The organism is Cupriavidus pinatubonensis, from assembly GCF_019602855.1.
GTDB classification, from domain to species: Bacteria; Pseudomonadota; Gammaproteobacteria; order Burkholderiales; family Burkholderiaceae; genus Cupriavidus; species Cupriavidus pinatubonensis.
This window is the reverse complement of sequence record NZ_CP080767.1, coordinates 69,785-95,569: the sequence shown is the minus strand read 5'-3', so window position 1 is coordinate 95,569 and position 25,785 is coordinate 69,785. Positions and strand designations below refer to the sequence as shown.

The 25,785-nt window shown below is 65.7% G+C and carries 22 protein-coding genes; 8 read left to right on the top strand and 14 right to left on the bottom strand.

The window, feature by feature from the left end; translation table 11 throughout:
- Window positions 1–62 precede the first annotated feature (62 nt).
- From K2O51_RS12815 to K2O51_RS12795, 5 genes are all read right to left on the bottom strand, one after another.
- Window positions 63–974: a transglutaminase family protein gene (locus tag K2O51_RS12815; RefSeq protein WP_011296259.1), complete on the bottom strand. Its 912-nt coding sequence runs from the start codon at window positions 972–974 to the stop codon at window positions 63–65.
- Window positions 971–3,658 (bottom strand): circularly permuted type 2 ATP-grasp protein, encoded by a 2,688-nt coding sequence (locus tag K2O51_RS12810; protein ID WP_245001904.1) that lies wholly within the window; start codon window positions 3,656–3,658, stop codon window positions 971–973. The genes K2O51_RS12815 and K2O51_RS12810 overlap by 4 nt, the downstream gene beginning before the upstream one ends.
- 2 nt (window positions 3,659–3,660) lie before the next feature.
- Window positions 3,661–7,104, bottom strand: coding sequence for a transglutaminase family protein (locus tag K2O51_RS12805; protein WP_220631200.1), 3,444 nt, complete (start codon window positions 7,102–7,104; stop codon window positions 3,661–3,663).
- A 73-nt stretch (window positions 7,105–7,177) separates the two neighbouring features.
- Window positions 7,178–7,927, bottom strand: coding sequence for a tetratricopeptide repeat protein (locus K2O51_RS12800; protein ID WP_220631199.1), 750 nt, complete (start codon window positions 7,925–7,927; stop codon window positions 7,178–7,180).
- Between the two features lie 156 nt (window positions 7,928–8,083).
- A complete protein-coding gene (locus K2O51_RS12795; protein WP_011296255.1) occupies window positions 8,084–9,055 on the bottom strand; it encodes a magnesium and cobalt transport protein CorA in 972 nt (323 codons plus the stop codon).
- A gap of 198 nt (window positions 9,056–9,253) precedes the next feature.
- Here K2O51_RS12795 and minC point away from each other — a divergent pair, with 198 nt between their 5' ends.
- From minC to K2O51_RS12775, 4 genes are all read left to right on the top strand, one after another.
- A complete protein-coding gene (minC, locus tag K2O51_RS12790) occupies window positions 9,254–10,063 on the top strand; it encodes a septum site-determining protein MinC (RefSeq protein ID WP_041679436.1) in 810 nt (269 codons plus the stop codon).
- A gap of 70 nt (window positions 10,064–10,133) precedes the next feature.
- Window positions 10,134–10,949: a septum site-determining protein MinD gene (minD, locus tag K2O51_RS12785; RefSeq protein ID WP_011296253.1), complete on the top strand. Its 816-nt coding sequence runs from the start codon at window positions 10,134–10,136 to the stop codon at window positions 10,947–10,949.
- A 24-nt stretch (window positions 10,950–10,973) separates the two neighbouring features.
- On the top strand, window positions 10,974–11,228 hold the full coding sequence (gene minE / locus K2O51_RS12780; protein WP_011296252.1) for a cell division topological specificity factor MinE: 255 nt from the start codon (window positions 10,974–10,976) through the stop codon (window positions 11,226–11,228).
- A 296-nt stretch (window positions 11,229–11,524) separates the two neighbouring features.
- Window positions 11,525–12,616, top strand: coding sequence for a porin (locus tag K2O51_RS12775; protein WP_011296251.1), 1,092 nt, complete (start codon window positions 11,525–11,527; stop codon window positions 12,614–12,616).
- Window positions 12,617–12,714: 98 nt separating this feature from the next.
- Here K2O51_RS12775 and K2O51_RS12770 read toward each other — a convergent pair whose 3' ends face one another.
- Window positions 12,715–13,422, bottom strand: coding sequence for a response regulator transcription factor (locus K2O51_RS12770; RefSeq protein WP_011296250.1), 708 nt, complete (start codon window positions 13,420–13,422; stop codon window positions 12,715–12,717).
- 192 nt (window positions 13,423–13,614) lie between these two features.
- On the opposite strand from K2O51_RS12770, the gene K2O51_RS12765 reads away from it, so the two are divergent.
- Window positions 13,615–14,298: a response regulator transcription factor gene (locus tag K2O51_RS12765; RefSeq protein ID WP_041679435.1), complete on the top strand. Its 684-nt coding sequence runs from the start codon at window positions 13,615–13,617 to the stop codon at window positions 14,296–14,298.
- A 28-nt stretch (window positions 14,299–14,326) separates the two neighbouring features.
- Here K2O51_RS12765 and K2O51_RS12760 read toward each other — a convergent pair whose 3' ends face one another.
- Both K2O51_RS12760 and K2O51_RS12755 read right to left on the bottom strand, forming a co-directional pair.
- Complete coding sequence (locus tag K2O51_RS12760) at window positions 14,327–15,313, bottom strand: Bug family tripartite tricarboxylate transporter substrate binding protein (RefSeq protein ID WP_041679434.1); 987 nt, start codon at window positions 15,311–15,313, stop codon at window positions 14,327–14,329.
- 78 nt (window positions 15,314–15,391) lie between these two features.
- A complete protein-coding gene (locus K2O51_RS12755) occupies window positions 15,392–15,676 on the bottom strand; it encodes a hypothetical protein (RefSeq protein ID WP_041679772.1) in 285 nt (94 codons plus the stop codon).
- A gap of 333 nt (window positions 15,677–16,009) precedes the next feature.
- Between K2O51_RS12755 and K2O51_RS12750 the strand changes: the two genes are divergently transcribed.
- Window positions 16,010–16,762: a hemerythrin domain-containing protein gene (locus K2O51_RS12750; protein WP_011296246.1), complete on the top strand. Its 753-nt coding sequence runs from the start codon at window positions 16,010–16,012 to the stop codon at window positions 16,760–16,762.
- Here K2O51_RS12750 and K2O51_RS12745 read toward each other — a convergent pair whose 3' ends face one another.
- From K2O51_RS12745 to K2O51_RS12735, 3 genes are all read right to left on the bottom strand, one after another.
- Window positions 16,763–18,139 (bottom strand): GAF domain-containing protein, encoded by a 1,377-nt coding sequence (locus K2O51_RS12745; RefSeq protein ID WP_011296245.1) that lies wholly within the window; start codon window positions 18,137–18,139, stop codon window positions 16,763–16,765.
- A gap of 23 nt (window positions 18,140–18,162) precedes the next feature.
- Window positions 18,163–18,729 carry a hypothetical protein gene (locus K2O51_RS12740; protein ID WP_245001903.1) on the bottom strand — a complete coding sequence of 189 codons (567 nt, stop codon included), beginning with the start codon at window positions 18,727–18,729 and terminating at the stop codon, window positions 18,163–18,165.
- A gap of 88 nt (window positions 18,730–18,817) precedes the next feature.
- Window positions 18,818–20,086, bottom strand: a complete 1,269-nt coding sequence (locus K2O51_RS12735; RefSeq protein WP_245001902.1) for an MFS transporter — start codon at window positions 20,084–20,086, stop codon at window positions 18,818–18,820.
- A gap of 127 nt (window positions 20,087–20,213) precedes the next feature.
- Between K2O51_RS12735 and K2O51_RS12730 the strand changes: the two genes are divergently transcribed.
- Window positions 20,214–21,041, top strand: coding sequence for an AraC family transcriptional regulator (locus K2O51_RS12730; protein WP_220631198.1), 828 nt, complete (start codon window positions 20,214–20,216; stop codon window positions 21,039–21,041).
- A 220-nt stretch (window positions 21,042–21,261) separates the two neighbouring features.
- Here the strand turns inward: K2O51_RS12730 and K2O51_RS12725 are convergent, their stop codons facing one another.
- From K2O51_RS12725 to K2O51_RS12715, 3 genes are all read right to left on the bottom strand, one after another.
- The gene (locus K2O51_RS12725; RefSeq protein WP_220631197.1) at window positions 21,262–22,485 is read right to left on the bottom strand and encodes a M20 aminoacylase family protein; all 1,224 of its coding nucleotides are present in this window, start codon (window positions 22,483–22,485) and stop codon (window positions 21,262–21,264) included.
- A gap of 244 nt (window positions 22,486–22,729) precedes the next feature.
- A complete protein-coding gene (locus K2O51_RS12720) occupies window positions 22,730–23,572 on the bottom strand; it encodes a fumarylacetoacetate hydrolase family protein (RefSeq protein ID WP_011296240.1) in 843 nt (280 codons plus the stop codon).
- Window positions 23,569–24,306 carry a GntR family transcriptional regulator gene (locus K2O51_RS12715; RefSeq protein WP_011296239.1) on the bottom strand — a complete coding sequence of 246 codons (738 nt, stop codon included), beginning with the start codon at window positions 24,304–24,306 and terminating at the stop codon, window positions 23,569–23,571. The genes K2O51_RS12720 and K2O51_RS12715 overlap by 4 nt, the downstream gene beginning before the upstream one ends.
- Window positions 24,307–24,486: 180 nt before the next feature.
- Between K2O51_RS12715 and K2O51_RS12710 the strand changes: the two genes are divergently transcribed.
- Entirely contained in the window at window positions 24,487–25,785 is a 1,299-nt protein-coding gene (locus K2O51_RS12710; RefSeq protein WP_220631196.1) for an MFS transporter, read from the top strand.

Here is a 25,785-nt window from a genome sequence, read left to right as displayed (position 1 = left end):
AGCGGCTCCCGTAATATTGCCCGGGATGCTTCAAGCAATTGCCTTGCCAGCTTGCCGGCCGTTCAGTCCACCGGCACCACGGTTACGCCGACATCCACGCCATGCGCGCCGCCGCCGACGATCACGCCGTGCAGCAGCGGCACGTCGCTGTAGTCGCGGCCCCACGCGAGCGTGACGTGGCGCGTGTCCGCGAGCACATTGTTGGTCGGATCGAGGTCGACCCAGCCCGCGACCGGGCAATACACCGATACCCACGCGTGCGAGGCGTCGGCGCCGACCAGCCGCTCCTCTCCAGGCGGCGGCTCGGTGCACAGGTAACCGCTCACGTAACGCGCTGCGACACCCACGGAACGCAGGCAGCCGATCATCACCTGCGCAAAGTCCTGGCACACGCCGCTGCGCTGCGCGAACGCCTGCATGGCGGGCGTATGCACCTCGGTGGATTCACTGTGATACGTGAAATCGGCATGGATCCGCCGCATCAGGTCCATGGCACCCGCCACGACGGGCACGCCTGCGCCAAAACTGGGCAACGCGTAGTCGCGCAGGCTCGGATGCAGTGCAATGTTGGGCGAGGCAAAGGCGAACTGCGTGGCAGGCTCGAACGGCTGGGCCGCGTGGAAGCGCAGCGATTGCGCCACGGTTTCCCACGGCGCGGAAGCGGACGGATCAAGCGTCTGCCAGCGCGGCGTGAGTACCACGGTGCTCGCGCACGTGAGCTGCATCTGCGTGTGCGGCACGTCGAGCATGAAATGCAGCACGCGGTTGCCAAATGCGTCGGTGCGCACGTGCTGGTGCGTGGGCACGGGCTCGATGCGCGTGTCGTGCGCGGTGACGGATTGCCAAGGCAAGTCGGGGGGCGTCGCCACGGCGCGCTGCTGCGCGTGCTCGACGGGCTGCGAATAGTGATAGGTAGTCGTGTGCAGCACGTTGAGCGTGCAGCCGCCGGTGCACGTGGGCGCGGCGTCGTTCACGACTCTGCCTCCGGGTTGGCGCCGGCATGGCTGAAATAGCGCGCGCTGATTTCATCGGACACGCGCCCCATGCGCTCGATGAACAGCTGGCACAGCGCCGACAACGCGGCGGGATCCCCTCCGGCTTCGCCCAACGGTTCGCACAGCGCCGCGCGCGTGGGCAGCGCGCTCGGCGCGGGGAGCAATTCCGCGAGCGGCACGCGCGTCTGCGCGCTGCCGCCAGGAGCGAGCTGTTCCAGCTTGCTGCGCAACCGCTCCAGCAAACCGTACAAGCCGCGCGGATTGGTGGGCTCAAGCACGAGCAGCTCGACCAGTGCAGCAAGGTCGGTTCGGCCCGGATACAACGAGCGGTACGTCAGCGTGCAATCGAACAGGTGCAGCAGCAATTCGAAGCCACTGCGCGAGCGCAGCGCGCCAGTGTCGATGGCAGTCAGCAGGAAGTTGCTCATGGTGGCCAGGCGCTCGATATGGCGGCCGATGAAGACCAGCCGCCATGCTTCGTCGCGTGACATGCGATCGCCCTGCGCGCCGTTGATGGCACCCAGCTGCATGGCGAGGTGCTCCAGCGCGGACAGCACGCGCGCACGGTCATAGCTGACGGCCCCTTCGCTCGGCGCCAGCGTAGCCTCCATCATCGCGTCGCCGAAATCGTTGCGCGCGGCCAGAATGGTGCGCCAGTGATCGTTGGACAGGCGGTTGCGGATTTCGCTGGCGGCGGCGGCGTGTGCGGCGAGGTTCTGCGCCAGTCCGGTACCGCCGCGCGCATCGGCGAGCGTCGCGACCAGGCTACGTTCGAACAGGCGCAGCGACGTCTTTGGCGAAGGCGCCTCGGCCGGAACCAGGCCGTCCCTCTCTGCAAGCTGGCCCTGCATTGACAGCGTGCCGTCGTCGGTATCGTCGCTGCTTTCGATCGAGCCGAGGATCTGGCGGCATAGCCTCACATTATTTTCGGCACGCTCGGCGTAGCGCCCGGCCCAGAACAGGTTCTCCGCCGCGCGGCTCGACACCGCGAGCGGCCGGGCCGGCGTCGGCGGAGCCAGACCGGTACGCCCTGTCAGCGGCGCGGCGGGTACAGGCTGACCGGACAGCACCCACGTGTCCGCGCTGGTGCCGCCAAGCTGCATCGATACCGATTCGAGCTGCGGCGCTGCGAGCCGGCTGAAGCCGCCCGCCATGACCTGCCAGCCGCCATTGCCATCGGCGACGGCGAACACGCGCAGCATCGCCGCACGCGAGCCGATCTGATTCCCTTCCCAGCATGGCGTGTGTGACAGCGGCAGCGGCGGCTGCAACGTGTAGCGGTCCGGCATGCGCGCAATGCGCTCGCGCCATCCGTCGAGCGCCTGCAGGCCCAGCTCCATGCCCAATGGCGGCTCGTCGGACAAGTCCGCACGGCGCGGATACGTCGGCATCACGAACGCTTCGGTCAGGGTGGAGAGGGCCTGTTCGCGCGCGGCATCCTCGCCGCACCACCAGCTCGGCACGCCGGGCAGAATCAGCGGCTCGCCGAGCAACGCTTCGGCGATGCCGGGCAGAAATCCGTGGATCGCCGGCGACTCGAGGAAGCCCGCGCCGGGCACGTTGGAAACCATCACGTTGCCTGCACGCATCGCTTCGAGTAGCCCGGGTATGCCAAGCGTGGAGTCATGGCGCAGCTCGAGCGGATCGCAGAAGACGTCGTCCAGGCGCCGCAGCACCACGTCCACGCGTTCAAGCCCGCCGAAGGTCTTGAGGTAGACCACGTCGTTGCGCACGGTCAGGTCCTTGCCCTCGACCAGCGTGATGCCGAGATAGCGGGCCAGGAAGGTGTGCTCGAAGAAGGTCTCGCTGTAGGGGCCGGGCGTGAGCAGCACGATGTGGTGACCGGTGCCGGCACTGACAGGTCCATCTCGTCCACTTCCGGCTTCTGTCGCAGCGGCGAGCGGGGCATGCGCGAGCGTGGACACCAGTTGCGCGAATGCGGGCGGTAGGCGCCGCACGTGCAGGTCGCGGAAGGCATCGGTGAACAGGCTCGAGATGATCAGCCGGTTCTCGAGCGCGTAGCCCATGCCCGAAGGCGTATCGGTGCGATGCGCCATGACGGTCCAGCCATCGTCGGTGTGCACGAGGTCGACCGCGACGATCTGCAGGAAGCTGCCGCCCGGCGGCTGGTAGCCGCGCAGCGGATGCAGGTAGCCCGGATGCCCGTACACGAGCCCCGGCGGCAGCAGCGCGCGCGAAAGCAGCGTCTGTTCGCCGTAGATATCGGCCAGGATCGCGTTGGCCAGGGTCGCACGCTGCGCGGCGCCGCGCTCGATCAGCTGCCAGTCCTGTTCCGTGACGAGGAACGGGAACAGCTCCAGCGGCCACGCACGCGCCGCACCCTGGTCGGCGTAGACGTTGTAGGTGACACCGTTGTCGCGGATCTGGCGCGCCATGGCCGTCGCGCGCGGCCCCAGCGTTTCCGCACTCGGTTCGCCGACTACGGTGAAGAAGCGCGCCCATGCTTCGCGCAAGCTGCCAGCGGGCAAGCGAAGTTCGTCGAGATGCCCGGCGGGAACCGGCTGCGCAAGACGTGCGGCAGCGGCAATCGCCGCTGCCGCATGGGTGGCATCGAGGTCATCAGTCGGCCGCGACAGGGGCTGGGCCAAGATTGGGTCTCCCGTTGGCGGCTGGCCTGTCCCGGCGCAGCCGCTGTGCTGCATGTCTACCCCTGGCGCAGGTCTAGCGTGAAGGGGAACTCAAGGCTGCGCTGCGGCGCCTGCGCGACGGTGCGCCCCGGTGTATGCCCGTAGGCCGAAAAGCGCGCCAGCCGCCTGCTTTCCGCCTCGTAGGCGTTGACCGGGAAGGCCTGGTAGTTGCGTCCGCCCGGATGCGCGACATGATACTGGCAGCCGCCGATGCTGCGCTCCGACCACGTGTCGACGACGTCGATGGTCAGCGGCGCATGCGAGCCGATGGTCGGATGCAGCGACGATGGCGGCGCCCACGCGCGGTAGCGCACGCCCGCGACGAATTCGCCGGCACGCCCTGTCGGCTGCAGCGGCAGAGACTTGCCGTTGGCCGTGATCACGTGCCGGCTGTCGTTCAGGCCGAGCACGCGCACTTCCACGCGTTCGACCGATGAATCCACATAGCGCACCGTGCTACCGGCGCCGCCCTCCTCGCCCATCACGTGCCAGGGCTCCAGCGCGCCGCGCAGCGTGAGCGCGAGGCCGCCTGCGGCCAGCTCGCCGATGCGCGGGAAGCGGAATTCGAAATGCGGCGCGAACCAGGCCGCATCGAACGTAAAGCCCGCGGCATTCATGTCGGCGAGCACATCGTCGAAATCCATCTGCACGAAGCTGCCCAGCATGAAGCGGTCATGCAGCGCCGTGCCCCAGCGCGTAAGCGGCGCGTGGTACGGCTCGCGCCAGAAGCGTGCGACCAGCGCGCGCAGCAGCAACTGCTGCACCAGGCTCATGCGTGCGTGCGGCGGCATCTCGAACGCACGCAATTCGAGCAGGCCGAGCCGGCCGGTCGGGCCGTCGGGCGAATAGAGCTTGTCGATGCAGAACTCGGCGCGGTGCGTGTTGCCGGTGACGTCGATCAGCAGGTTGCGCAGCACGCGATCGACGAGCCACGGCGGCACGTAGCCGTTGGTGCCGCCCTGCTCGCGTCCGGCGAGTTGACGGCGCAGTTCGGCGAAGGCTATATCGAGTTCATAGAGCTGGTCGTTGCGCGCCTCATCCACGCGCGGCGCCTGACTAGTCGGCCCGATGAAGAGGCCCGAAAACAGGTATGACAGCGAAGGGTGGTTGTGCCAGTACGTGATCAGGCTGGCCAGCAGGTCCGGGCGCCGCAGGAACGGGCTGTCGGCCGGCGTCGCCCCGCCCAGCACGAAATGGTTGCCGCCGCCGGTGCCGGTATGGCGGCCGTCGAGCATGAACTTCTCGGTCGACAGGAAACATTCGTGCGAGGCCAGGTAGAGAAACTCGGTGTGGTCAACCAGTTGCTCCCAGTTCGCGGCCGGGTGGATGTTTACCTCGATCACGCCGGGGTCCGGCGTGACCTGCAGCACCTTGAGGCGTGCATCGCGCGGTGGCGGATAGCCTTCGAGCACGATCTGCACGTTCAGCGCGGCGGCCGTGGCTTCCACGGCCTGCACCAGCGCGAGGTAGTCCTCCAGCTTTGGCAGCGGCGGCATGAAGACGTAAATCACGCCGCGCTTGTCGTCCATTTGTTCGGCTTCGATCTTTGGCCCTGCCGCGCGGGCGGGATGGCGGACTTCCACGCATAGCGCAGTACGTATCACGCCTGGTGCGGATTGGCCACGTGCGGGCTCGCCTTGTGAAGCGGCGGCCGTGCCGCCGCCCGTACCCGGGCCAGCGGCCGCACTGGCAGCTTGCCGCGCTGGCGTCGTGGCAGCCGACCGTGCCGGTGACTGTCGCCGCAGTGCTGCGGCCGCAGGCAAGGCTGCGCGCGGCGCGAACGGATCCTGCTCGAACTGCTGCACGCGGTCGGCCTCGCTGGCCCACGGCAGCGAATCGAGCGGCAGGCGATAGCCCATCGGAGAATCGCCGGGATGCAGGTAGAGGCGCTCCTCGCGCAGGTACCAGCGTCCGGTTTCCCAGCCAATTTCCACAGCGTCGTCGTTCTCGCCTTCCGCGCGCGCCAGCGGCAGCACGTAACCGGTCACACTCGCCAAGCCCGTATCAAACACACGGCGCAGGCGCACGCGCTCCATCTCGTCGTCAAGGCGCGAGGCATGCGGATCGACATTGACCGGCAGCCGCCGTTCGCGCCACAGGTAGTACCAGGCATCTTCGTAGGCCGGTTGCGCGCACGATGCGTCCACCCCAAGCCGGTCGCACAGGGTCATCATAAGGCGGCGTGCGTCGGCATCGGTGTAGTCGCCCGGGTGGCGTTCGTCGGCGAACAGGGCCGGGTTCTGCCAGCACGGCATGCCATCGGCACGCCACGCGATCGTCAGCGCCCAGCGCGGCAACTGCTCGCCCGGATACCACTTGCCCTGCCCGAAATGCAGGAAGCCGCCCGCGCCGTAACGCTCGCGCAGGCGATGCACCAGTTCGGTGGCCAGGCCGCGCTTGGTCGGGCCCAGCGCATCGGTGTTCCATTCGGCGCCGTCGCGGTCGCGCGCCGAGACGAAGGTGGGTTCGCCGCCCATGGTCAGGCGCACATCCATCGCCTGCAGGTCGCGGTCCACCGCGGCGCCCACGGCGTTCACGGCCTGCCACTGGTCTTCGGTATAGGGCAGCGTGACACGCGGCGATTCGTGAACGCGCGTGATGGTCATCGCATGGCTGAACTCCGCTTCGCACTCGTCGACGGCGCCGGTCACCGGCGCCGCGCTACCCGGCTCGGGCGTGCACGCAAGCGGGATATGCCCTTCGCCCGCGAGCAGGCCCGAGGTCGGGTCCAGGCCAATCCATCCAGCGCCGGGCAAATACACCTCGCACCATGCATGCAAATCGGTGAAATCGCGCTCGGCGCCGCTGGGGCCGTCGATGGCCTTCACATCGGGCGCAAGCTGCAGCAGGTAGCCCGAGACGAAACGCGCTGCCAGACCGAGATGGCGCAGTGTCTGCACCAGCAGCCAGCCGGAATCGCGGCATGAACCCGAGGCATTGTTAAGCGTGGTCTCCGGCGTCTGCACGCCCGGCTCCATGCGGATCAGATAGCGGATCTCGCGTTGCAGGCGCTGGTTCAGCGCGACCAGGAAATCGAGCGTGCGGCATTCGGCGCGGTCGATGCTGCCGACGAAGTCTGCAAAGCGCGGCGTCAGTTCATCGCGCACCAGATAGGGAGCCAGGTCGTGCGCGAGACCGGCGTCGTACTCGAACGGAAAGCGTTCGGCCGACGGTTCGAGGAAGAAGTCGAACGGGTTGTAGACCGACATCTCGGCGACAAGGTCGACCGTGACCTTGAATTCGGTCGTAGCCTCGGGAAAGACCAGCCGCGCCAGGTAGTTCGAGAACGGATCCTGTTGCCAGTTGATGAAATGCTGCGCCGGCTCGATGCGCAATGCGTAGGACAGGATCGGCGTGCGGCAATGCGGTGCAGGCCGCAGGCGCACCACCTGTGGCGACAGCTTCACCGGACGGTCATAGCGATAGTGCGTGACGTGATTCAGTGCGACATGTATGGCCACGGCGCCCTCCCAGGCGGTTGCTGCGATGATTGTCGCGCTGTCTCAAGCAAGACTTGTACCCTCTCGCGGTCGCTTACATCGAGCTGCCGGCCTTCGCGCGTACGGATTGCTCCAGCAGCGAGCGCAGCTTCGCTAGCGCGCCCGGATCGCCATGCGCCGCCGAGCGCGCATACCAGATCTTGGCTTGTTCGATGTCCTTGCCGACCACGCCGGGCTCGCCGCGTTCGTAGTAACTGCCAACGATGTACTGTGCACCACCGTCGCCCGCCGCGGCGGCACGGTTGTACCACTCGAAGGCCTTGGCATAGTCTCGCGGCACCCCGCGGCCGGTGAAGTAGTTGGTCGCCAGCGCCACCTGCGCTTGAATGTGGCCGCCCTGCGCGGCGCGTTCATACCAGCGGTTGGCCTCTTCGAGCGAGCGCGGCACCAACTCGCCGCGCTCGTACAGGTCACCAAAGGTGAACTGCGCATGTGTCATCTGGTTGTCAGCGGCCTTGCGCAGCCAGACCAGCGCTTCCTGCGGCTTGACGGGCGTGCCCTCGCCGCGCAGCAGCATCATCGCGTAGTTGAACTGGGCCAGCCGGTTGCCTTCCCGTGCGGCGGCGGCGAAGCCGCGCAGTGCGGTATCGAACGCGCCGGCCTCATAGGCGGCGAGTGCCTCGCGTGTCTGCGCCTGGGCCGGCTGAGCGGGGGCAGGCGCCGCGTGAATCAGCGGGTCAGGACAAAGCGCCAGCGCCAAGGCCAGCGTGGCGATGGCCAACGGACGGCGACAGGCCAGGCCGGCTGCCGCGGCGGGCCAGAGCGGGGGGCGGGCTTGAGGCATGACGAACTCCGGGATGCGCTGCGCCTTCTTGATTCCAGTGTAGGAGGCGGCGGCTCGGCCCGGAAGGCAGGCGGTAGCCCGAAGATTATTCGCGCGAATAATTACACATGCCAATGAATATCAAATAACATCCATTCAATTCATAAATCATGCACATCAAATCCATCCGGCACGATGTAGCCGTCGCCATAGCGCCCCGCAAGCGACAACCGTGACGCCGATCACGACCGGGTACGCATAGTGGAACTTCAGCTCCGGCATAAACGAGAAATTCATGCCGTAGAGGCTGAACACCACGGTCGGGATCGCGAGAATCGCACCCCAGCCCGCCAGGCGCTTGACCACCTCGTTCTGCCCCACGGTGACCAGCGCGAGGTTGACCTGGACGGCCGTGGTCAGCATTTCGCGCACGACGTCGAGTGTGCGCACGAGCCGGCTGGCGTGGTCCTCGATATCGCGGAAATAGGCGCGCAGTTCCTTGGGCACAAGGTCTTCGTGCAGGCGGATAAGCTGGCCGCACATGTCCTCGACCGGGTTCACCGAATTGCGCAGGCGCAGCACCTGCCGCTTGATCTGGTACAGCCGCTCGATCGCTGCGCGGTCGAATTCGTCGCGGAAGATGTCCTGCTCCAGCTCGGCAAAGGTATCTTCCAGGCGCGTGACGATGGGCATGTAGTGGTCGACCACGAAATCCATGAGCGCATAGAGCACATAGCCAGGGCCGTTGGCGAGCCCCTGCGGGTCGCTTTCGCAGCGCTCGCGCACCGGCGCATAGGTACTGCTGGCGCCGTGACGCACCGACACGACGTAGTTCGGGCCGACGAAGATATGCGTCTCCCCGACCACCACCTCGTCCTCGATCAGTTGCGCGGTGTTGAGCACGATGAACACCGAATCGCCGTAGGCCTCGAGCTTCGGCCGCTGGTGGGCATCAAGTGCGTCTTCGACCGCCAGGTCGTGCAGCCCGAACGACTGCTGCACCTGGCGCAGGAGGGCCAGGTCCGGCTCATGCAGGCCCAGCCACACGAACGTACCTGGCACGCTCAGCGCCTGCGGAATCTCCTTGATGCCGACCGTGCCGAGCCGCTTGCCTTCCCGGTAGGCCACACTATTGACGATCGCGCCCATGACAGCTCCGTTCTGCAGATGAAGCAATCGTAACAAGGCAGCGCCGCACGCGACCGCAAGGGACGGCCGCGCTGTCGCAGGCACCACTTGGACACGTCAGATGGATTGCGTGCAGCACCTGAGGACAAAGTCCACCCATTTGTTACAGTTCGCACCGAAGACGCAGTTAGAATGTGGCATTTCCACGGTCACCCGGCTATGTCACAGAAGAAATCGCCACGCTTCGAGCTGCGCAGTGGCAATGTAGACGCCCTCCTTCTCGCCCTCCAGACCGCCGACATGGCTGCACTGCGGGACGACCTGCTCTCCCGGTTCGAAGCCACTCCCGATTTCTTCTCCAATGACGTGATCGCGCTGGACCTGCGTGCGCTTGAAAGTGATGACGAGGTCTCGCTCGACGCGGTGATCGGCACGCTCGCGACGCTGAAGGCCCGTGCAATCGGCGTGGTCGCGCGGCCCGCGCAGCATGAGTGGGCCCAGCGCTTCGGCCTGCCGCTGCTCGACAGCCAGAGCCGCCGCGGCCTGCGCGACGCGGCCGAAGCCGCCGAGGCCGCCGAACGTGCAGAACGCGCCGCAGCCGAGGCCGCCGCTGAACAGTCCGCGCGCGACGAAGCCGCCCGCGCTGCTGCCCAGTCCGCCACCGAAGCCGCCGTCAAGGCCGCCATCCAGCAAGCCCAGACCCTCCTGATCGACAAGCCGCTGCGCTCGGGCCAGCAGGTCTACGCGCAGGGCGACGTGGTCATCATGGATGTGGTCAGCTACGGCGCCGAGGTGATCGCTGAAGGCAATATCCACGTCTATGCCCCGCTGCGCGGCCGAGCGCTGGCGGGCGTCAAGGGCAATACCAGCGCGCGCATCTTCAGCACGTGCATGGAGCCCGAACTGATTTCCATTGCCGGCATCTACCGCACGGCCGAGCAGACCCTGCCGGCCGACGTGCTTGGCAAGTCCGCCCAGGTTCGCCTGGCCGATGAAAAGCTGATCTTGGAAGCGATCCGGATGAAATGATCCGGCGGCGCCCAGCCACGAACTGAATCACTGCAGCGCAAGCTTCAACCTAATTACGGACCAAAGAGCCATGGCAAAAATCATCGTTGTGACCTCCGGCAAGGGAGGCGTCGGCAAGACCACCACAAGCGCCAGCTTTGCCGCGGGCCTGGCCCTGCGTGGCCACAAGACTGCCGTGATCGACTTCGACGTCGGCCTGCGCAACCTCGACCTGATCATGGGTTGCGAGCGCCGTGTCGTCTATGACCTGATCAATGTGGTGCAGGGCGAAGCCAACCTGAACCAGGCCCTGATCAAGGACAAGAAGTGCGAGAACCTGTTCATCCTGCCGGCCTCGCAGACGCGCGACAAGGACGCGCTGACCAAGGACGGCGTCGAGAAGGTCATCAAGGGCCTGGTCGACATGAACTTCGAGTACATCATCTGCGATTCGCCGGCCGGCATCGAATCGGGCGCGCTGATGGCGATGTACTTCGCCGACGAGGCGCTGATCGTCACCAACCCGGAAGTGTCGTCGGTGCGCGATTCGGACCGCATCCTTGGCATCCTGGCATCGAAGACCAAGCGTGCGAGCGAAGGTGGCGAGCCGATCAAGGAACACCTGCTGATCACGCGCTACAACCCGAAGCGCGTGCACGGCGGCGAGATGCTGTCGCTCACGGACATCCAGGAAATCCTGCGCATCAAGCTGATCGGGGTAATCCCTGAGTCCGAGGCCGTGCTGCATGCCTCGAACCAGGGCACGCCGGCCATCCACCTGGAAGGCTCCGACGTGGCTGACGCCTATGGCGACGTGGTGGACCGCTTCCTTGGCAAGGACAAGCCGATGCGCTTCACGGATTACCAGAAGCCCGGCCTGCTGTCCCGCATCTTCGGCAACAAGTAAAACAAGTAAGGAGGACTTATCCCCATGTCGATCCTGTCCTTCCTGCTGGGGGAAAAGAAGAAGTCGGCCTCGGTCGCCAAAGAGCGACTGCAGATCATCCTGGCTCACGAACGCACCGGCCATTCGGCGCCTGCCGATTACCTGCCGGCGCTGCAGCGCGAGCTGGTCGCCGTGATCTCCAAATACGTCAAGATCAGCGACCAGGATCTGCGCGTGAGCCTTGAGCGCCAGGACAACCTGGAAGTGCTCGAGGTCAAGATCGAGATCCCCCAGAACTGATTCACTGATCGTTCCCCCGCGCCGGCGCGCCTCTTTCAGGGCCCGCCGGCGCGTCTTCATTTGCGCCTGGCGCACCAGCAAATGCCCACTGATGCTGGTGCAACGCACCAACGCAGTATTGTGTAGCGGCCTGACAACGGATTTGCACCAAAATCCTGCTCGGTTCCGGGCTTCAGCGCGTATTTGTGTCCTTCGTTCCAGCGTTTTGTTAAATTTTCGCGGCGTTTACACGAAACGTAGACCCCGTGCCCCGTCGTGATCCGGCGGAGAACAGAACAGAACAGAAAAGGAGCACCATGAAGAAATCATCGGCCATCGTCCTCGCCGCCGGCAGCCTGCTGGCAGGTTCCGCTTTTGCACAGACTTCCGTCACGCTGTACGGTATCGCTGATGTCAGCGTTCGCTACACCACCCATGCCGACGCATCGGGTCACGGCAAGACCGAACTGACCGATGGCGCTGTGACGCAAAGCCGCTGGGGCCTCAAGGGCGCTGAAGCCCTGGGCAACAACCTGAAGGCGATCTTCCAGCTCGAAAACGGCTACAGCCTCGACACCGGCAAGCTGAACTCGGCCAACACGCTGTTCAATCGTCAGGCCTACGTTGGCCTGAGCGGTGACTTCGGCGCTGTCAAGCTGGGCCGCCAGTACACCGAAGGCTTTAATTTCTTCGGCGACTACGATCCGCTGACCATCGGTAACTACACCGCCAACGCCTGGCCGTTCTTCCTGACCCAGTTCCGCGCGAACAACGTCATGAGCTACGGCGGCAAGTTCGGCGGCCTGGACGTCGGCGCCAGCTACGGCTTCGGCGAAACCGCCGGCAGCATGACCTCCAACCAGTACTGGGGTGCCCGTGCCGCTTACTCGTATGGCCCGTTCGGCATCGGCGGCGTGTACCAGGAAATCCGTAACCAGGCTGGCGAGCGTCAGCAAATGTTCGGTGCTGCCGGTAAGTACAGCATCGGCCCGGCCAAGATCTTCCTGGGCTACCTCGGCGGCAAGGACCGCACTGGCGTGATCGACAACGGTTTCATGAACCAGTCGGCAGCCTCGACGGGCGCAGGCGCTCAGACCGCCATCACTGCTGGCGCCCTGAACAACCCGCGTAAGGACCACCTGGGTTATGTCGGCACGACCTACCAGGCCACTCCGGCCCTGGCAGTGACCGGTGCGTTCTACTACGACTACATCGAGAACAAGAACGGTATCGCCGGCAATGGCGGCCACCGTTACGCCGGCGTCCTGCTGGCCGAGTACTCGCTGTCGAAGCGTACCCAAGTGTACGGCACTGTCGACTACAACCACGTCTCGGGCGGCGCGACGACCGAACTGCCGGGCGCCAACAACCAGCTGGGCGTGGCCGCTGGTATCCGCCACATTTTCTGATCGCTCCCCGATCAGTCAGTTGTTTGGCGAAAGGCACCTTCAGGTGCCTTTTTTTATTTGGCAGACGCAGGATGACCAACCGGTCCACCTGGACGTCTTCATGCCGCCTCACTCTCCGCCAGCTCCAGCCGGTACCCATGCGTATAGACCGGCGTCAGCCTGAGTCCATTCCTTGCATGCAGGCCCAGCTTGCTGCGCACGCGCGAGACATGCGTATCGATGGTGCGTGACAGCGGCGAGATCTCGCGGCCCCAGACCGTGGCGATGATGTGGTCACGCGTGACGATGCGCCCTTCATTGCGGAACAACAGCACGGCCAGGTCGAATTCCTTTGGCGTCAGGCAGATTGGATGGCCGTGGCAGGTCACCTGCCGCGCGGCGCAGTCAAACACATAGCCGGCCAGGCGCAGCGGCGCGTTGCGCGCGACGTTGTCAGGGCTGGATCGGCGCAGCACCGCCCCGATTCGTGCCGACAGCTCGGCGGCGCGGATCGGCTTGGCCATATAGTCATCGGCGCCGGCGACGAGCGCGCTGACAATGTCGGCTTCGGCATCGCGGGACGAAAGAAACATCACCGGGATGCGCCGGTCCAGGTTGCCGCGTAACCAGTTCAGTACCTCGCGCCCGGACATGCCGGGCATGTCCCAGTCAAGCAGCAGCAAGTCGAACGCGGTGTCATGCAGGGCGAGCAACAGGCGTCGGCTCTGGCTGAAGCTCACGCATTCGTATCCGGCTTCATTGACGATCCGGCGGATCAGCGCCGCGTGGACGGGATCGGCTTCCAGCGAGGCAATCGTCTTTCCCATGGTCTGTCTCTCTCAGCGTTTGCGCGAGAGGGCATTAGAAACCGCCAGCCGGGACGTCCGAATAGGATGGGCCTCAAATCGAATTCCAGCTTTCAACAATCGTTTACTTCTTGCCCCGGGCAGCGGCCCCTACCATGGGCGACTGCCATGCCGGACGACCTTCCCGCATCCGGAAGCGCCAGGAGAGACGACGTGAGAATTGCCGTATTGGAGGCCGACCCGACCCGGGCCGTCGGCATTGAACAGACGCTGCGCCTCAGTGGGCACCAGTGCACGCGCTATATCCATGGCCGGTCGCTGATCCAGGCTCTCCGGGGCGCCACTTTCGACATGTTGCTGCTCGACGGCGACACGCCGGGCATTGCGGCGCTGGACGTGCTCTCATGGGTGCGACGAACACTCGGCCATGAGTTGCCGGTAATGTTGCTGGGCGACTCCAATGAGGAAGCGCGAATCGCCAGTTGCCTCGCCGAAGGCGCCGACGCCTATCTGCGTAAGCCGGTGGGGATGGCCGAACTGGCCGCCCGCGTGATGGCGCTGCTGCGCCGCGCGTGCCCGACCAGCGCGCATGGCTGCGACCTCGCCCATGGTGCTTTCCGCTTTGCCACGGCTGACCGGCGCGCCTGGGTCCACGGCAAGGCAGTGGCGCTGGCGCCCAAGGAATTCGATCTGGCCGTCCTGCTGTTCCGCAACCTGGGCTCGCTGGTGCTGCGCCAGACCATGGTCAACGAAGTCTGGCGCTATCACGTCGATGCGGCGTCGCGCACCGTGGACAGCCACCTGTCGCGCGTGCGCACCAAGCTCGCGCTGTGGCCGCACAACGGCGTGCGGCTATCGGCCGTCTATGGCCTGGGGAACCGGCTGGACCAGTTGTGAAACCCCGGTCCTGTGCCGATGAAACAACTCAGTCAGCCTTGATGCCGGCTTCCTTGACGATGCGCGCGTTCTCCACGTATTCCTCGTGGATCGCCTTGGCAAACTGGGCGGGCGTGCCGCCGGTCGGCACCTCGCCGCCCTTGAGCAGGCGCTCATGCACGTCGGGCTCCGCGAGCGCCTTGTTCAGTTCGGCATTGAGCTTGTTGATGATCGCCACCGGCGTCTTGCCCGGCGCGAAGATGCCGAAGGTCGAGGTCAGGTTCGCCTTGGGATAGCCAAGTTCCGCGAGTGTCGGCACGCCGGCCATGCTCTCGATGCGCTTGGGCGCGCCCACGGCGAGCGCGCGCAGGCGACCGGCCTGCATGTGCTGCGTGAGCGCGGGGCTGGCATTGGTGCTCATCACCTCGAACTGGCCGCCGAGCGCGTCGTTCATCTGCTGGCCGGCGCCCTTGTACGGAATCAGCGTCAGTTCGGCTTTCGACTTCGCCTTCACCTGTTCCAGCACGACATGCCCGACCGTGCCGAGGCCCGACGTGGCCCAGCGCACCGAGCCCGGCTTGGCCTTGGCCTGCGCCACAAGGTCCTGGAAGGTCTTGCCCGCGAAGCTCTGCGTGGCGACGATCAGCACCGGCGAATACATGACGCTCATGACGGGGGCCACGTCGCGCTGCGGGTCATAGTTGACATGGCCCACATGCGGATTGAGCGTGAGTGGGCTGGTCGAGGCAAAGCCGAGCGTATAGCCGTCTGGCGCAGCCTTGGCGACAGCGTCGATGCCGATGCTGCCGCCAGCGCCCGCCTTGTTCTCGACCACCACCGACGTTCCCATCTGCGCGGACAGCCGTTCGCCGAGCGCGCGCGCGACGGTGTCGCTGATCCCGCCAGTGGGATAGGCGACGATCAGCCGGATCGGGCGGCTGGGGTAATTGTCGGCGGCGGAGGCAGGCAGGGCTGCCGCCATAAGGCTGACGGCGCCAAGCGCGGCCAGCAGGGACATGCGGGAAAGAAAAGCCATGACGGGTGCGGGAGATCGAAGGGCGCGGCGCACGGCCGCGTCGCGCTATGTTAGCTGATCGGCCCCAGCGCTTCCCGCTCAGCGTACCAGCGGGTGCTCCGGCACCCACGACACGAACAGTTCGTTGGCGCGGTCGTACAGGCGCCAGACCGTGCCGCAATCCCGGCAACAAAAGGTGAGCATGCTGTAGGGAACGCCGGACGAGCTCTGGCTGACCACCGGTGCGGTATTACGCAGCGCGAGGCAGGACGGCGGCTCGCGGCGCCGCGGATCGGCCGCCAGCGCCAGACAGCGCTCGCAGGCCGGAACTGAGGGGCACGGAGAAACAGGAGGTGGGGGTACGGCAGACGTCATGCCCGCCATGATGCCGCAAAACAGCGACATACTGCGTCTCGGTCGCTTTGAATTTGGCTCGCGATCCTGCTGCGTCTCATACGCCATTTTGATCGCATCTATCGCCGATGCGCGCGCATGCGCACAGCAGCATGCGCGTGGTCCGCTGTCATTCGCGTGGATTCGCGCAAACCCGCGCTTTAAGGAACAGTTAAGATTTCCTGAGCGAACTTTTACGAACCTGCCTGGGCGCTGCTACCTAGACTGCCTTTCACACGGCGCCCGCATCGGCCTGAGGACGCCGGACTGATTGATTGCAGGCCGCCCCGGCACCGCAGGTGCCCACAAGGAGACAGGTTCATCATGGCAGTCACTGGCAATACCCACGGCTTCGCGCAACAAGACCAACAGGCACAACAGGCGCCGCGCTTTGACATTTATGTGCGCATCCACAAGGCGCTGCGCGCTTTCATGGCCGACACGCTGCTGCGCGTGGGCCGCACCGACACCGACGACGAAGCCGAACTGCGCGGCTCGCTGAGCCAGGTACGGGACCTGCTCTCGGCCTGCGAGCAGCACCTGCACAAGGAAAATGACTACGTGCACGCCGCGATGGAAGCGCGCGTGCCCGGCTCGACGACCCGCATCGCGCACGAGCACGAAACGCATATGGCCGAGATCCGCGCGCTGCGCGCACTGACCGACCGTGTCGGCGCGGTGCCTGCCGCGCGCGCCGATGCCATCCGCGAGCTGTACCGCCAGCTTTCCCTGTTCGTCGCCGAGAACTACGAGCACATGCATTTCGAGGAAACCCGGCACAACGCCGTGCTGTGGGCCAGCCATACCGATATGGAACTGCTCGACATCGAAAACCGCATCGTCGCGTCGCTGCCGCAGGAGACCGTCGGCGTGATCGCGCGCTGGATGCTGCCGAACGTCACGCCAGCCGAGCGCGCGCTGATGCTGGCCGGTATTCGTGATAACGCCCCAGCCGAAGCCTTCACCGGACTGCTCGACGTCTGCCGCACACTGCTGCCGATGCCGGACTGGATGAAGCTCACGCGTGCGTTGGGCCTGCCCTCCGGCCCCACTCAAGCCGTCTGGGCGGCGGGCTGATCAGCCGCCGCGCTCCACATGCTCGATCCGCAGCGGCCGCGCCACGCGCAGCGCAAAGCGGCCGCGCCCGGTGCGCTCGATGCGCACACTGGCATTGCGCTCCACCAGGCGGCGCGCCAGCAGCACAAGCCGCGCTTCGAGGTTGTCGCTGATATCGGGCAGGCCGAGCGCCGGATCGAGCCGCAGTTCGCGGTTGGTGAAGGCCTCGCGCCCGGCGTGCAGGTAGTCGCACACCAGTCGGCGGAAGATGGCGCCAGCCACGCCCTTGATCAGGTAGTCGTCATCGAGGAAAACGCTGCCGTCGGCCTCGAAGTAGCGCACCAGTACAGGTTGCGGCGCCGGCGGCGGTGCGTCGCCCGATGCCTCGGCGCCGGCGGACTCGTCTGCCGCGGCATCGGCGCTGGCCTGCAAACCGCGCATGGCCTGGCCGAGCTGGGCGGCGAGCACCACGAGCGCGTCCTCGTCCTCGTAGGTAAAGCGCAGTTCCCGCTCGCTTTCGACAAACAGCACACCAAGCAGCGCGTTCCCCACGCAGACCGGCACGGCAAGCTGGCTGCCCGGCGCGGGCAATCCCGGCAGCGGGATCTCGGTATCGAGCCGTGCCGACAGGCCCGTGTCGATCACGCTGTCGCGCATCGCGCGGCTGTAGCTGCGGTCTGAAGTCATGTGCATGATGCGGATCGGCGTGCGTTCGCGCGCGGCCACGCCGATCACGCCCTCCCCCAGCGCGATCTCCGACCCCACGCCGGATTCCGCATAGCCGTGGCTGGCCACGGTGTAGAGCCGTCCGGCGCTTGCGTCATGCATGAGCAGCATCGCGTGATCGATGCCGAAGCCTGCCGCCAGACTGGCCATCGTGACATCGAAAAGCTGGTCGGTCTCGGTGCACGCTGCCAGCCGTTCGCTGACGCAGCGAAGCGCTCCGAGCAACTGCCGGCGAGGCTGGTCAGACGGTGCGGGCAATCGCCCGCCGCCTGGCACGGCTTCGATCGCCGACACTCGGTACACATCCGCGCCCTGCAGCCGGAACACATTCTCCATGCCCGAATGTGAAGCGATGCCGGCCAGCCTTGCCTTCATATGTTCGAACAGCGGGCCAGAGGTTTCGGTGCGTAGGTAATGCACGGTCAGGCGGAACATCGCCGCGGTGTCCGGATGGATCATCAGCACGGTGCCGACCGGATTGGCCAGCACGTTTTCGCGCGTCTTGTTGAAGAACTGGAACGACAGCGCGACGTGCTCCGGGTCGACGAACTGCACGTGCGAAAGATAGGCGACGTTAGGCGTGCCGTCCGCCGCGCAGGTGGCCATCACGGCCGGAATCACGCCTTCGAGGCAATCGCGGATGTCGGTGGCGGTCAGCGGCAGGGCCGTCATGGCTGCGCGTGTCGGCTTCCGGGTCAGGTGGCGGCCGGGCTCAGCGCCTGTCCGGCGTGCGCGCCTGGCGTCTGCTGAAACGCGTGCGTCGGCGTGAAGCTAACGGCGACGAGATCGTCATCCGGACAAGCGAGGAACGCGTGGGCCAGCGAGGCTTCATGACCGATCAGGTGGATTTCCTCGCCGAGCGCCTCGCGGTAGGCGGCGACGCGCGCGCAGTCGCCCGGCTGCAACGGCGTCTCCCTGGCGTCGAAGCCTTTGAGTTGCAGCGTGCGGTGCGTGGTGGGCTCGCTGAAGACCACGGCGATCGACCGGTTTGCGGCAATGTCGGCCAGCACTTGCTGTGACTGCGGGCGGCACAGGAACACGGTCACGCAGGCATCGTCGTCAGCGATGCGGAAACCGACCGCGCGCATCAGGTGCGGCGCCAGCGCGGCGTCGCGCGTGGCGGCGATCACCGATACGCGGCGCCCGAGCACGGCGGCTTGCCCGTCAGCGCGCAGCGCGGCGAGCGCCGACGGCGGCGCTGCAGCCCTCTGCGCGTCTGGCGTCGGTTCGGTGGAGGATGGCCGGCGTGCAGGCATAGTCATCCCAGTGTAGGAGACGCCGGCGTCAGTGAAAACGCCCCGCCAAGGCGGGGCGTCAGGGCGCTCTGTGCGCTGGCGCGCGTTAGCGCCGTCAGGCTGCCTTGCGCTTGCCGCCGAGGTCTGGCAGGAACACCGCCAGCAGGCCCAGCAGCGGCAGGAACGCGCACAGCTGGTACACGGTCTGGATGCCATGCGTGTCGGCGAGCCCGCCCAGCACCGCGGCGCCGATGCCGCCCATGCCGAACGCGAAGCCGAAGAACATGCCCGACACCATGCCGACTTTGCCGGGAATCAGCTCCTGCGCGAACACCAGAATCGCCGAAAACGCCGAGGCCAGGATGAAGCCGATGATGAAGGTCAGCACGCCGGTCCAGAACAGGCCCACGTGCGGCAGCACCAGCGTGAACGGCGCGACGCCGAGGATCGACGCCCAGATCACACGCTTGCGGCCGATGCGGTCGCCGATCGGGCCGCCCAGGATCGTGCCGGCCGCCACCGCGAACAAGAATACGAACAGATAGATTTGCGCGGACTGGCGTGCCAGGCCGAACGTCTCCATCAGGTAGAAGGTGTAATAGGTGGTCAGGCTCGCCATGTAGAAGTACTTGGAGAACACCAGCACCATCAGCACCAGCATGGCCCGCACCACCACGCGCGTCGGCACCGGACTGGCCACGGCGCCGCCCGCCTTGCCCTTGCGCGCGCGGTGCGCGATCTGCTCCGCGTACCAGCCGCCGATCTTCCACAGCACCGCAATGGCCAGCAGCGCCGCCAGCGAGAACCACGCCAGGCTCGCTTGCTTGTGCACGATGCCGGCGGCCAGCAGCGGCCCCATGGCGCTGCCGCCGTTGCCGCCGACCTGGAAGATCGACTGCGCCAGCCCGTGCCGCCCGCCCGACGCCATGCGCGCCACGCGCGACGATTCCGGATGGAAGATCGACGACCCGGTGCCGACCAGCGCGGCCGCGACCAGCAGCACGCCATAAGTCGGCGCCACGGACAGCAGCAGCAGCCCGCCAAGCGTGAAGCCCATGCCGATCGCGAGCGAGCGCGGCTTCGGATGCTTGTCGGTGTACAGGCCCACCACCGGCTGCAGCAGCGATGCCGTGACCTGGTAAGTCATGGTCAGAAAGCCGATCTGCACGAAGCTCAAGTTGAAGCCGCCCTTCAGCATCGGGTAGATAGCCAGGATCAACGACTGGATCATGTCGTTGAGAAAGTGCGCGAAGCTGATCGCGTACAGCACGCGGTAGCCCGTACGCTCGGCGGCGTGTTCGGTCTTGGCGGCGGGAGTGCCGGAAATGCCGGAAATGCCGGAAACGCCGGAAGCGGCGGAACCGGAGTCGATGGTAGTGCTCATTGGCGGTCTCGACAGGACAAAACGACGAACCACGGGGGCGCTCGCCGGGACGGTGTGAGAGGCGATGCTAACTGGCTGAAGCGCGCCTGTCCTGCGAGAATAGGTATGCAACCTTGGAGAAAAGGACATGCCTGCCTCCGGCCCTCGGAAGCCTGCGCCACCGGACGTCCGGGTGCTGGGCGACACGTACACGAATCCGCCACGCTATGTGCACTTCGACCGTGGCCCCATGCCGGTCACGGCGATGGCGGCGGACTACCAGCCCGGCGATGTCACCGCCCGGCACCAACATCCGCACGCTCAGCTGATCCATGCCGTGCATGGTGTGATGGTGGTCAGCACCGCCGAAGGACAGTGGATCGTCCCGCCCACGCGCGGCATGTGGATGCCCGGCGGCACGATGCACTGGATCCGCATGGTGGGACAGGTGCAGATGCGCACCGCCTATGTCCGGCCGGATGCCGCGCCCGACCTGCCGGGGCGCTGCACGGTGCTGGGCATCTCGCCGCTGCTGCGGGAATTGATCCTGGCGGCGATCGAAGTCCCGCTGCCCTACACAGCCGATTCGCGCGATGGCCGCCTCATGCAGCTGCTGCTGGATGAGGTGGTGCTGGTGCCTACCCTGCCCCTGCACTTGCCGCATCCGGCGGACGGCGGCCTGCGCCAGATCTGCGATGCCATCGTCGCAGAACCTGATACGCAGTTGACGCTGGCGGACTGGGGTGAGCGTTTAGGCCTGGATCCCAAAACTATCCAGCGCCGCTTTGCGCGGGAAACCGGGATGACGTTCGGGCAGTGGCGACAGCAGGCGCGGTTGCTGGCGGCGCTGGAGAGGCTTGCAGCCGGCAGCAAGGTAGTGGATGTGGCGCTGGATCTCGGATACGAGAGCCCGAGTGCGTTTGCGACGATGTTCAAGAGGCAGTTCGGCGTACCGCCGAGCGCATTTTTTCGTTAAGTTTTCGCTAAGAAGACCGGCCACAACAAAAAAGGGCGTCGCCGTACGCCAGCGCTCGGTTTGCTTTTCTCTCCCCTTGATCGGCGCCTCGCGCTGGGCCGGCTCCGCGGTCGCCTTTCTTGCTTCTTCTTTGGCGAGACAAAGAAGAAGTAGCCTCCGAAGGAGGCTATCTTGGGGCGCTAAAGCCATGATGCCGCATGCAGCATCGCAAACAGCGAGGTCACCTTGCCAGGTAGCGCTCCACCAGTCTGGTCCAATAGGCCGCACCTACCGTCAGGTTCTCGTCATTGAAGTCGTACGCCGGGTTGTGCAGCAGGGGCTGATTGGCACCATTACCGAGCCGCACGAAACAGCCCGGCCTTTGCTGCAGGTAATACGCGAAATCCTCGCTGCCCGTGATCCGGGCCGCTTGCGAAACTACCTTGTCGGCACCGACCAGTTCCTCCGCGATCTGACGCGCGAATTCGGTTTCCCGTTCGCTGTTGATCAGCACCGGATAGCCATGCACATAATTCACTTCCGCCACGGCGCCATATCCCTCCGCGTGCGCGATCGCCATCTGCCGGATGCGCGTTTCCAGCGAAGCCCGCACATCCGGGCTGAACGAGCGCACGCTGATCTCCATGCGCGCGCTGTCCGGGATCACATTAGGTGCATGGCCCGCGTGCAGCGTGCCGATGGTGACCACCGCGGTTTCATTCGGATCCACATAGCGCGAAACCACCGACTGCAGCGCCATCACCAGGCTGCCGGCAACGAGAATCGGATCGACCGACTGGTGCGGGCGCGCCGCATGCCCCCCCTTGCCGCGAATGGTAATGGTCACCGTGTCGCAGGCCGCCATGAACGGTCCCGAGCGGAACAGGAAATTCCCCTGCTCCACGCCCGGATGGTTATGCAGGCCGAAGATGGCATCGCACGGAAAGCGATCGAACAGTCCATCGGCCAGCATGCGTTCCGCACCGCCGCCAGCGCCGATTTCCTCGGCCGGCTGGAAGATCAGGTGTACGGTACCGTTGAAGTTAAGCGTGCGCGCCAGCTGCTTTGCGGCGCCGAGCAGGATCGTGGTGTGGCCGTCGTGACCGCACGCGTGCATGCGCCCTTCGTTGACGCTCGCGTATGGCAGGCCGGTCCGCTCATGAATGGGCAATGCATCCATGTCCGCGCGAATGCCAACGCTGCGCCCCCCTGTCCCCGCCTTCAACGTGCCGACCAGCCCGGTCCCGCCGACGCCGCGCGTGACGGTGTACCCCCAGCCTTCGAGCAGGCTGGCAACGAGCCCGGACGTGCGGACTTCGTCGAACGCGAGTTCTGGATTCTGGTGAATATTGCGCCGGATGGCTTCGAGTTGGTCGCGGCTGTCGAGGGTATCGGCCAGCGCGCAGAAGCGGCGCTTCAGAGAGGTACCGAGGTAAGACTCGATCTCGGGGGCGTGCTCGGACATGGCATTGCTCTTCTGGCAGAGACTGCGGGACGGTCAGTGCGCCGTCCTTATAAACAGTATTTCACGCAGAAATCGCAAACGGAAAGGCCAATAGCCGAATAACTGTAAATCGATGTAATCCGGCCCTTTTCAGCACCGGAACTGTTGCTCTCATGGCACGCTTTGTATGGAAACCCAACGGTTTGTATAAAAGCGTTTCGATGGGGAACCTTGGCGGGCGCCTTGTACGCCCGCCCTGCGCACATCACTCGTACGCGACGACCTTCTGCGTCTGCACGCCAAGCCCTTCAATGCCGAGCCGCATCGTGTCGCCGGCCTTCAGGAAGCGCGGCGGCTTGAAGCCCATGCCCACGCCCGGCGGCGTACCCGTGGCGATGAGGTCGCCCGGTTGCAGCGTCATGAAGCGGCTGACGTAGCTGACCACCGTGGCGACGTCGAACACCATGGTCGAGGTGCTGCCTTTCTGTACGCGCTCGCCATTGACCTCCAGCCACAGACCAAGCGCCTGCGGGTCAGGCACTTCGTCGCGCGTCACCAGCCACGGGCCGACCGGACAGAACGTGTCGCAGCCCTTGCCCTTGTCCCAGGTGCCGCCACGCTCGATCTGGAACTCGCGCTCCGACACATCGTTGACCACGCAGTAGCCCGCCACGTGGCTCAGCGCGTCCTCGCGCGTGACATTGCGCGCGGTCGTGCCGATCACCACGCCTAGCTCGACTTCCCAGTCGGACTTCAGCGAACCGTGCGGCAGCATCACGTCGTCGTCCGGGCCGTTGAGCGAGCTGTTGGCCTTCAGGAAGACGATCGGCTCGGCGGGCAGCGGCATGCCGGCTTCGGCGGCGTGGTCCGCATAGTTCAGGCCAATCGCGATGATCTTGCCGATACCGGTCCAGGGCACGCCAAAGCGCGCGCCCTCAACGACCGGCAACTTGCCGGCGTCCACCTGCGCCAGGCGCGCGAGCGCTTCCGGCGAGAGCTGCGCCGCATTGATGTCGGTCACCACGCCCGACAGGTCGCGTACCTTGCCCTGCGCGTCGATCAGGCCCGGGCGCTCGGCGCCGGGCTGGCCAGTTCTTACCAGTTTCATTGTTTTCCCTTCGATGGATTGGCTTGGCGGACGGCCTCGCCTGCGAGCGAGCGCGCGACCACGGTCAGCACTTCTTTGGCGGTGTTCTCGGAATGCCGGCGCAGCACCTGCGCCAGCCGCGGACAGCCGGGCTCGCGCAGCGCGGCCATGATTTCCTCATGTTCCTCATGCGACTCCTGCCAGCGCAGCGAATCGGCATTGGCGGCGCCGCGCGCGCGGTGCACCTTGCTCATCAGCGCGGCATACACGTTGGCCAGCACCGGATTGGCCGCGCCGTCGATGATGAGCTGGTGGATTTCCTGATTGATGCGGAAATAGTCGGTACGGCGGCCCGCCGCGTGCGCCTCGATCATGGCCTGGTGCCGGCGCTCGAGCTTGGTCCGCCCCGCATCGGTCAGCCGCTGCGCGGCCAGTTCGCCGGCAGTCGCCTCCAGGCCGTGCAGCGTTTCGAACGTCGCCCGCAGTTCGTCCAGGTCCAGTGGCGCGACACGGTAGCCGATGTACTGCCGATGCAGCACCAGCCCTTCGGCCACCAGCACCTTGAGCGCCTCCCGCAGCGGCGTCTTCGAGACATCGAACGCCTCGCAGAAGGCCCGCTCGTCGATGCGTTCGCCGGGCGGCAGTTCGCCCTCTTCAATCATCGTGCGCAGGCGCGCCGCGATCTCGGCGGACATGCCCAGCGTGCGCAATCGGGCGGTTTTCGGAAGCGTTTGTGTCACGGACGTCACCAGCATGGGGAATTTGCACCATTCGAAGGCTATCACACCCGGAAATTGTGCAACCGTGCACACGTAAAATCAATGACTTACGAGAGTTGTAATTACAGATTACGTATCCTATACTCCGGCCAGTTGCGCGACACCTACTACAAACGCCTCAACCGAAGGACCTACGGAGCAAGGAGACACCCCGTCATGCAAACGACAAGCCAAGCCGGCACCCTCACGGCCACGCGCAGCAGCGTGCGCTGGAAAATCTTCCTGATGATGCTGATGCTCGTCGCGATCAACTACATCGATCGCGCCTCGCTGTCGGTGGCCATGCCACTGATCGCCAAGGAATTCGACCTCAGCCCCGCCATGCAGGGCCTGATCCTCAGCTCCTTCTTCTGGACCTACGCGTTCATGCAGATCCCGGGCGGGATGCTGGCCGACAAGTACAAGCCGCGCATCGTGATCGCCTGCGCCACCGTGTTCTGGGGCTTCTTCCAGGCGATCGCGGCGGTCTGCACCAACGCCACCTCGCTGCTGCTGACCCGGCTCGGGCTGGGCGCGGCAGAAGCGCCGATCTACCCGGCCGGCGGCAAGCTCAACGCCATCTGGATGACGCAGAACGAACGCGGTCGCGGCGCCACGCTGCTTGACGGCGGCGCACCGCTGGGCGCGGCGCTCGGCTCGCTCATCATCGCCGGGCTGATCAGCGAACTCGGCTCCTGGCGCATGTCGTTCGTGGTCGCTGGCGTCGGCACCGTGCTGGCCGGCTTCGTAGCCTGGTGGTACATCCGCAATTCGCCGCGCGAACACAGCGGCGTCAATGAACTGGAAGCGCACCACATCGAGGAAGCGCATGCCCGCGAGCACAGCGCCGAGCCGACCAACCTGTCCGGCCGTTCGCTCGACTTCTTCAAGTACCGCTCGGTGTGGTGCATGGCCATCAGCTGGATGTGCTTTAACGCCGTCTTCTACGGTCTGCTGACCTGGATGCCGACTTACCTGAGCAAGGCACGCGGCTTTGACCTCAAGACGATGGGCGGCGCGAGCTTCCTGATCTTCATGAGCGGCTTCGTCGGCGAACTCGTCGGCGGCTGGATAGCCGACAAGTGGAAAGAAGCCGGCGGCCGTCCCAATGTGGTGATGCGCACGCTGTTCGGCATTGCAGCTGTGGTCGCCACTGTGTCGATCTTCTCGGTGGCCTACGTCACGGACGCCGTGGCCGTGGTGGCGCTGCTGTCCTCCACCCTGTTCTTCCTGCGCTGGTGCGGCCTGTTCTGGTCGGTGCCGTCGATGCTCGGCACGCGCAACAAGATCGGCTTCCTGGGCGGCGTGATGAACCTGGGCGGCAACATCGCCGGCATCAGCGTGCCAATCATCGTCGGCCTGATCGTGCAAGCCACGGGTTCCTACTTCCTGGCCCTGATGTTCTTCGCCGCCTGCGGCGTCGGCCTGCTGTTCGCGTCGACCAACATCGACTACGAGACCAAGATCCCGGTCTGA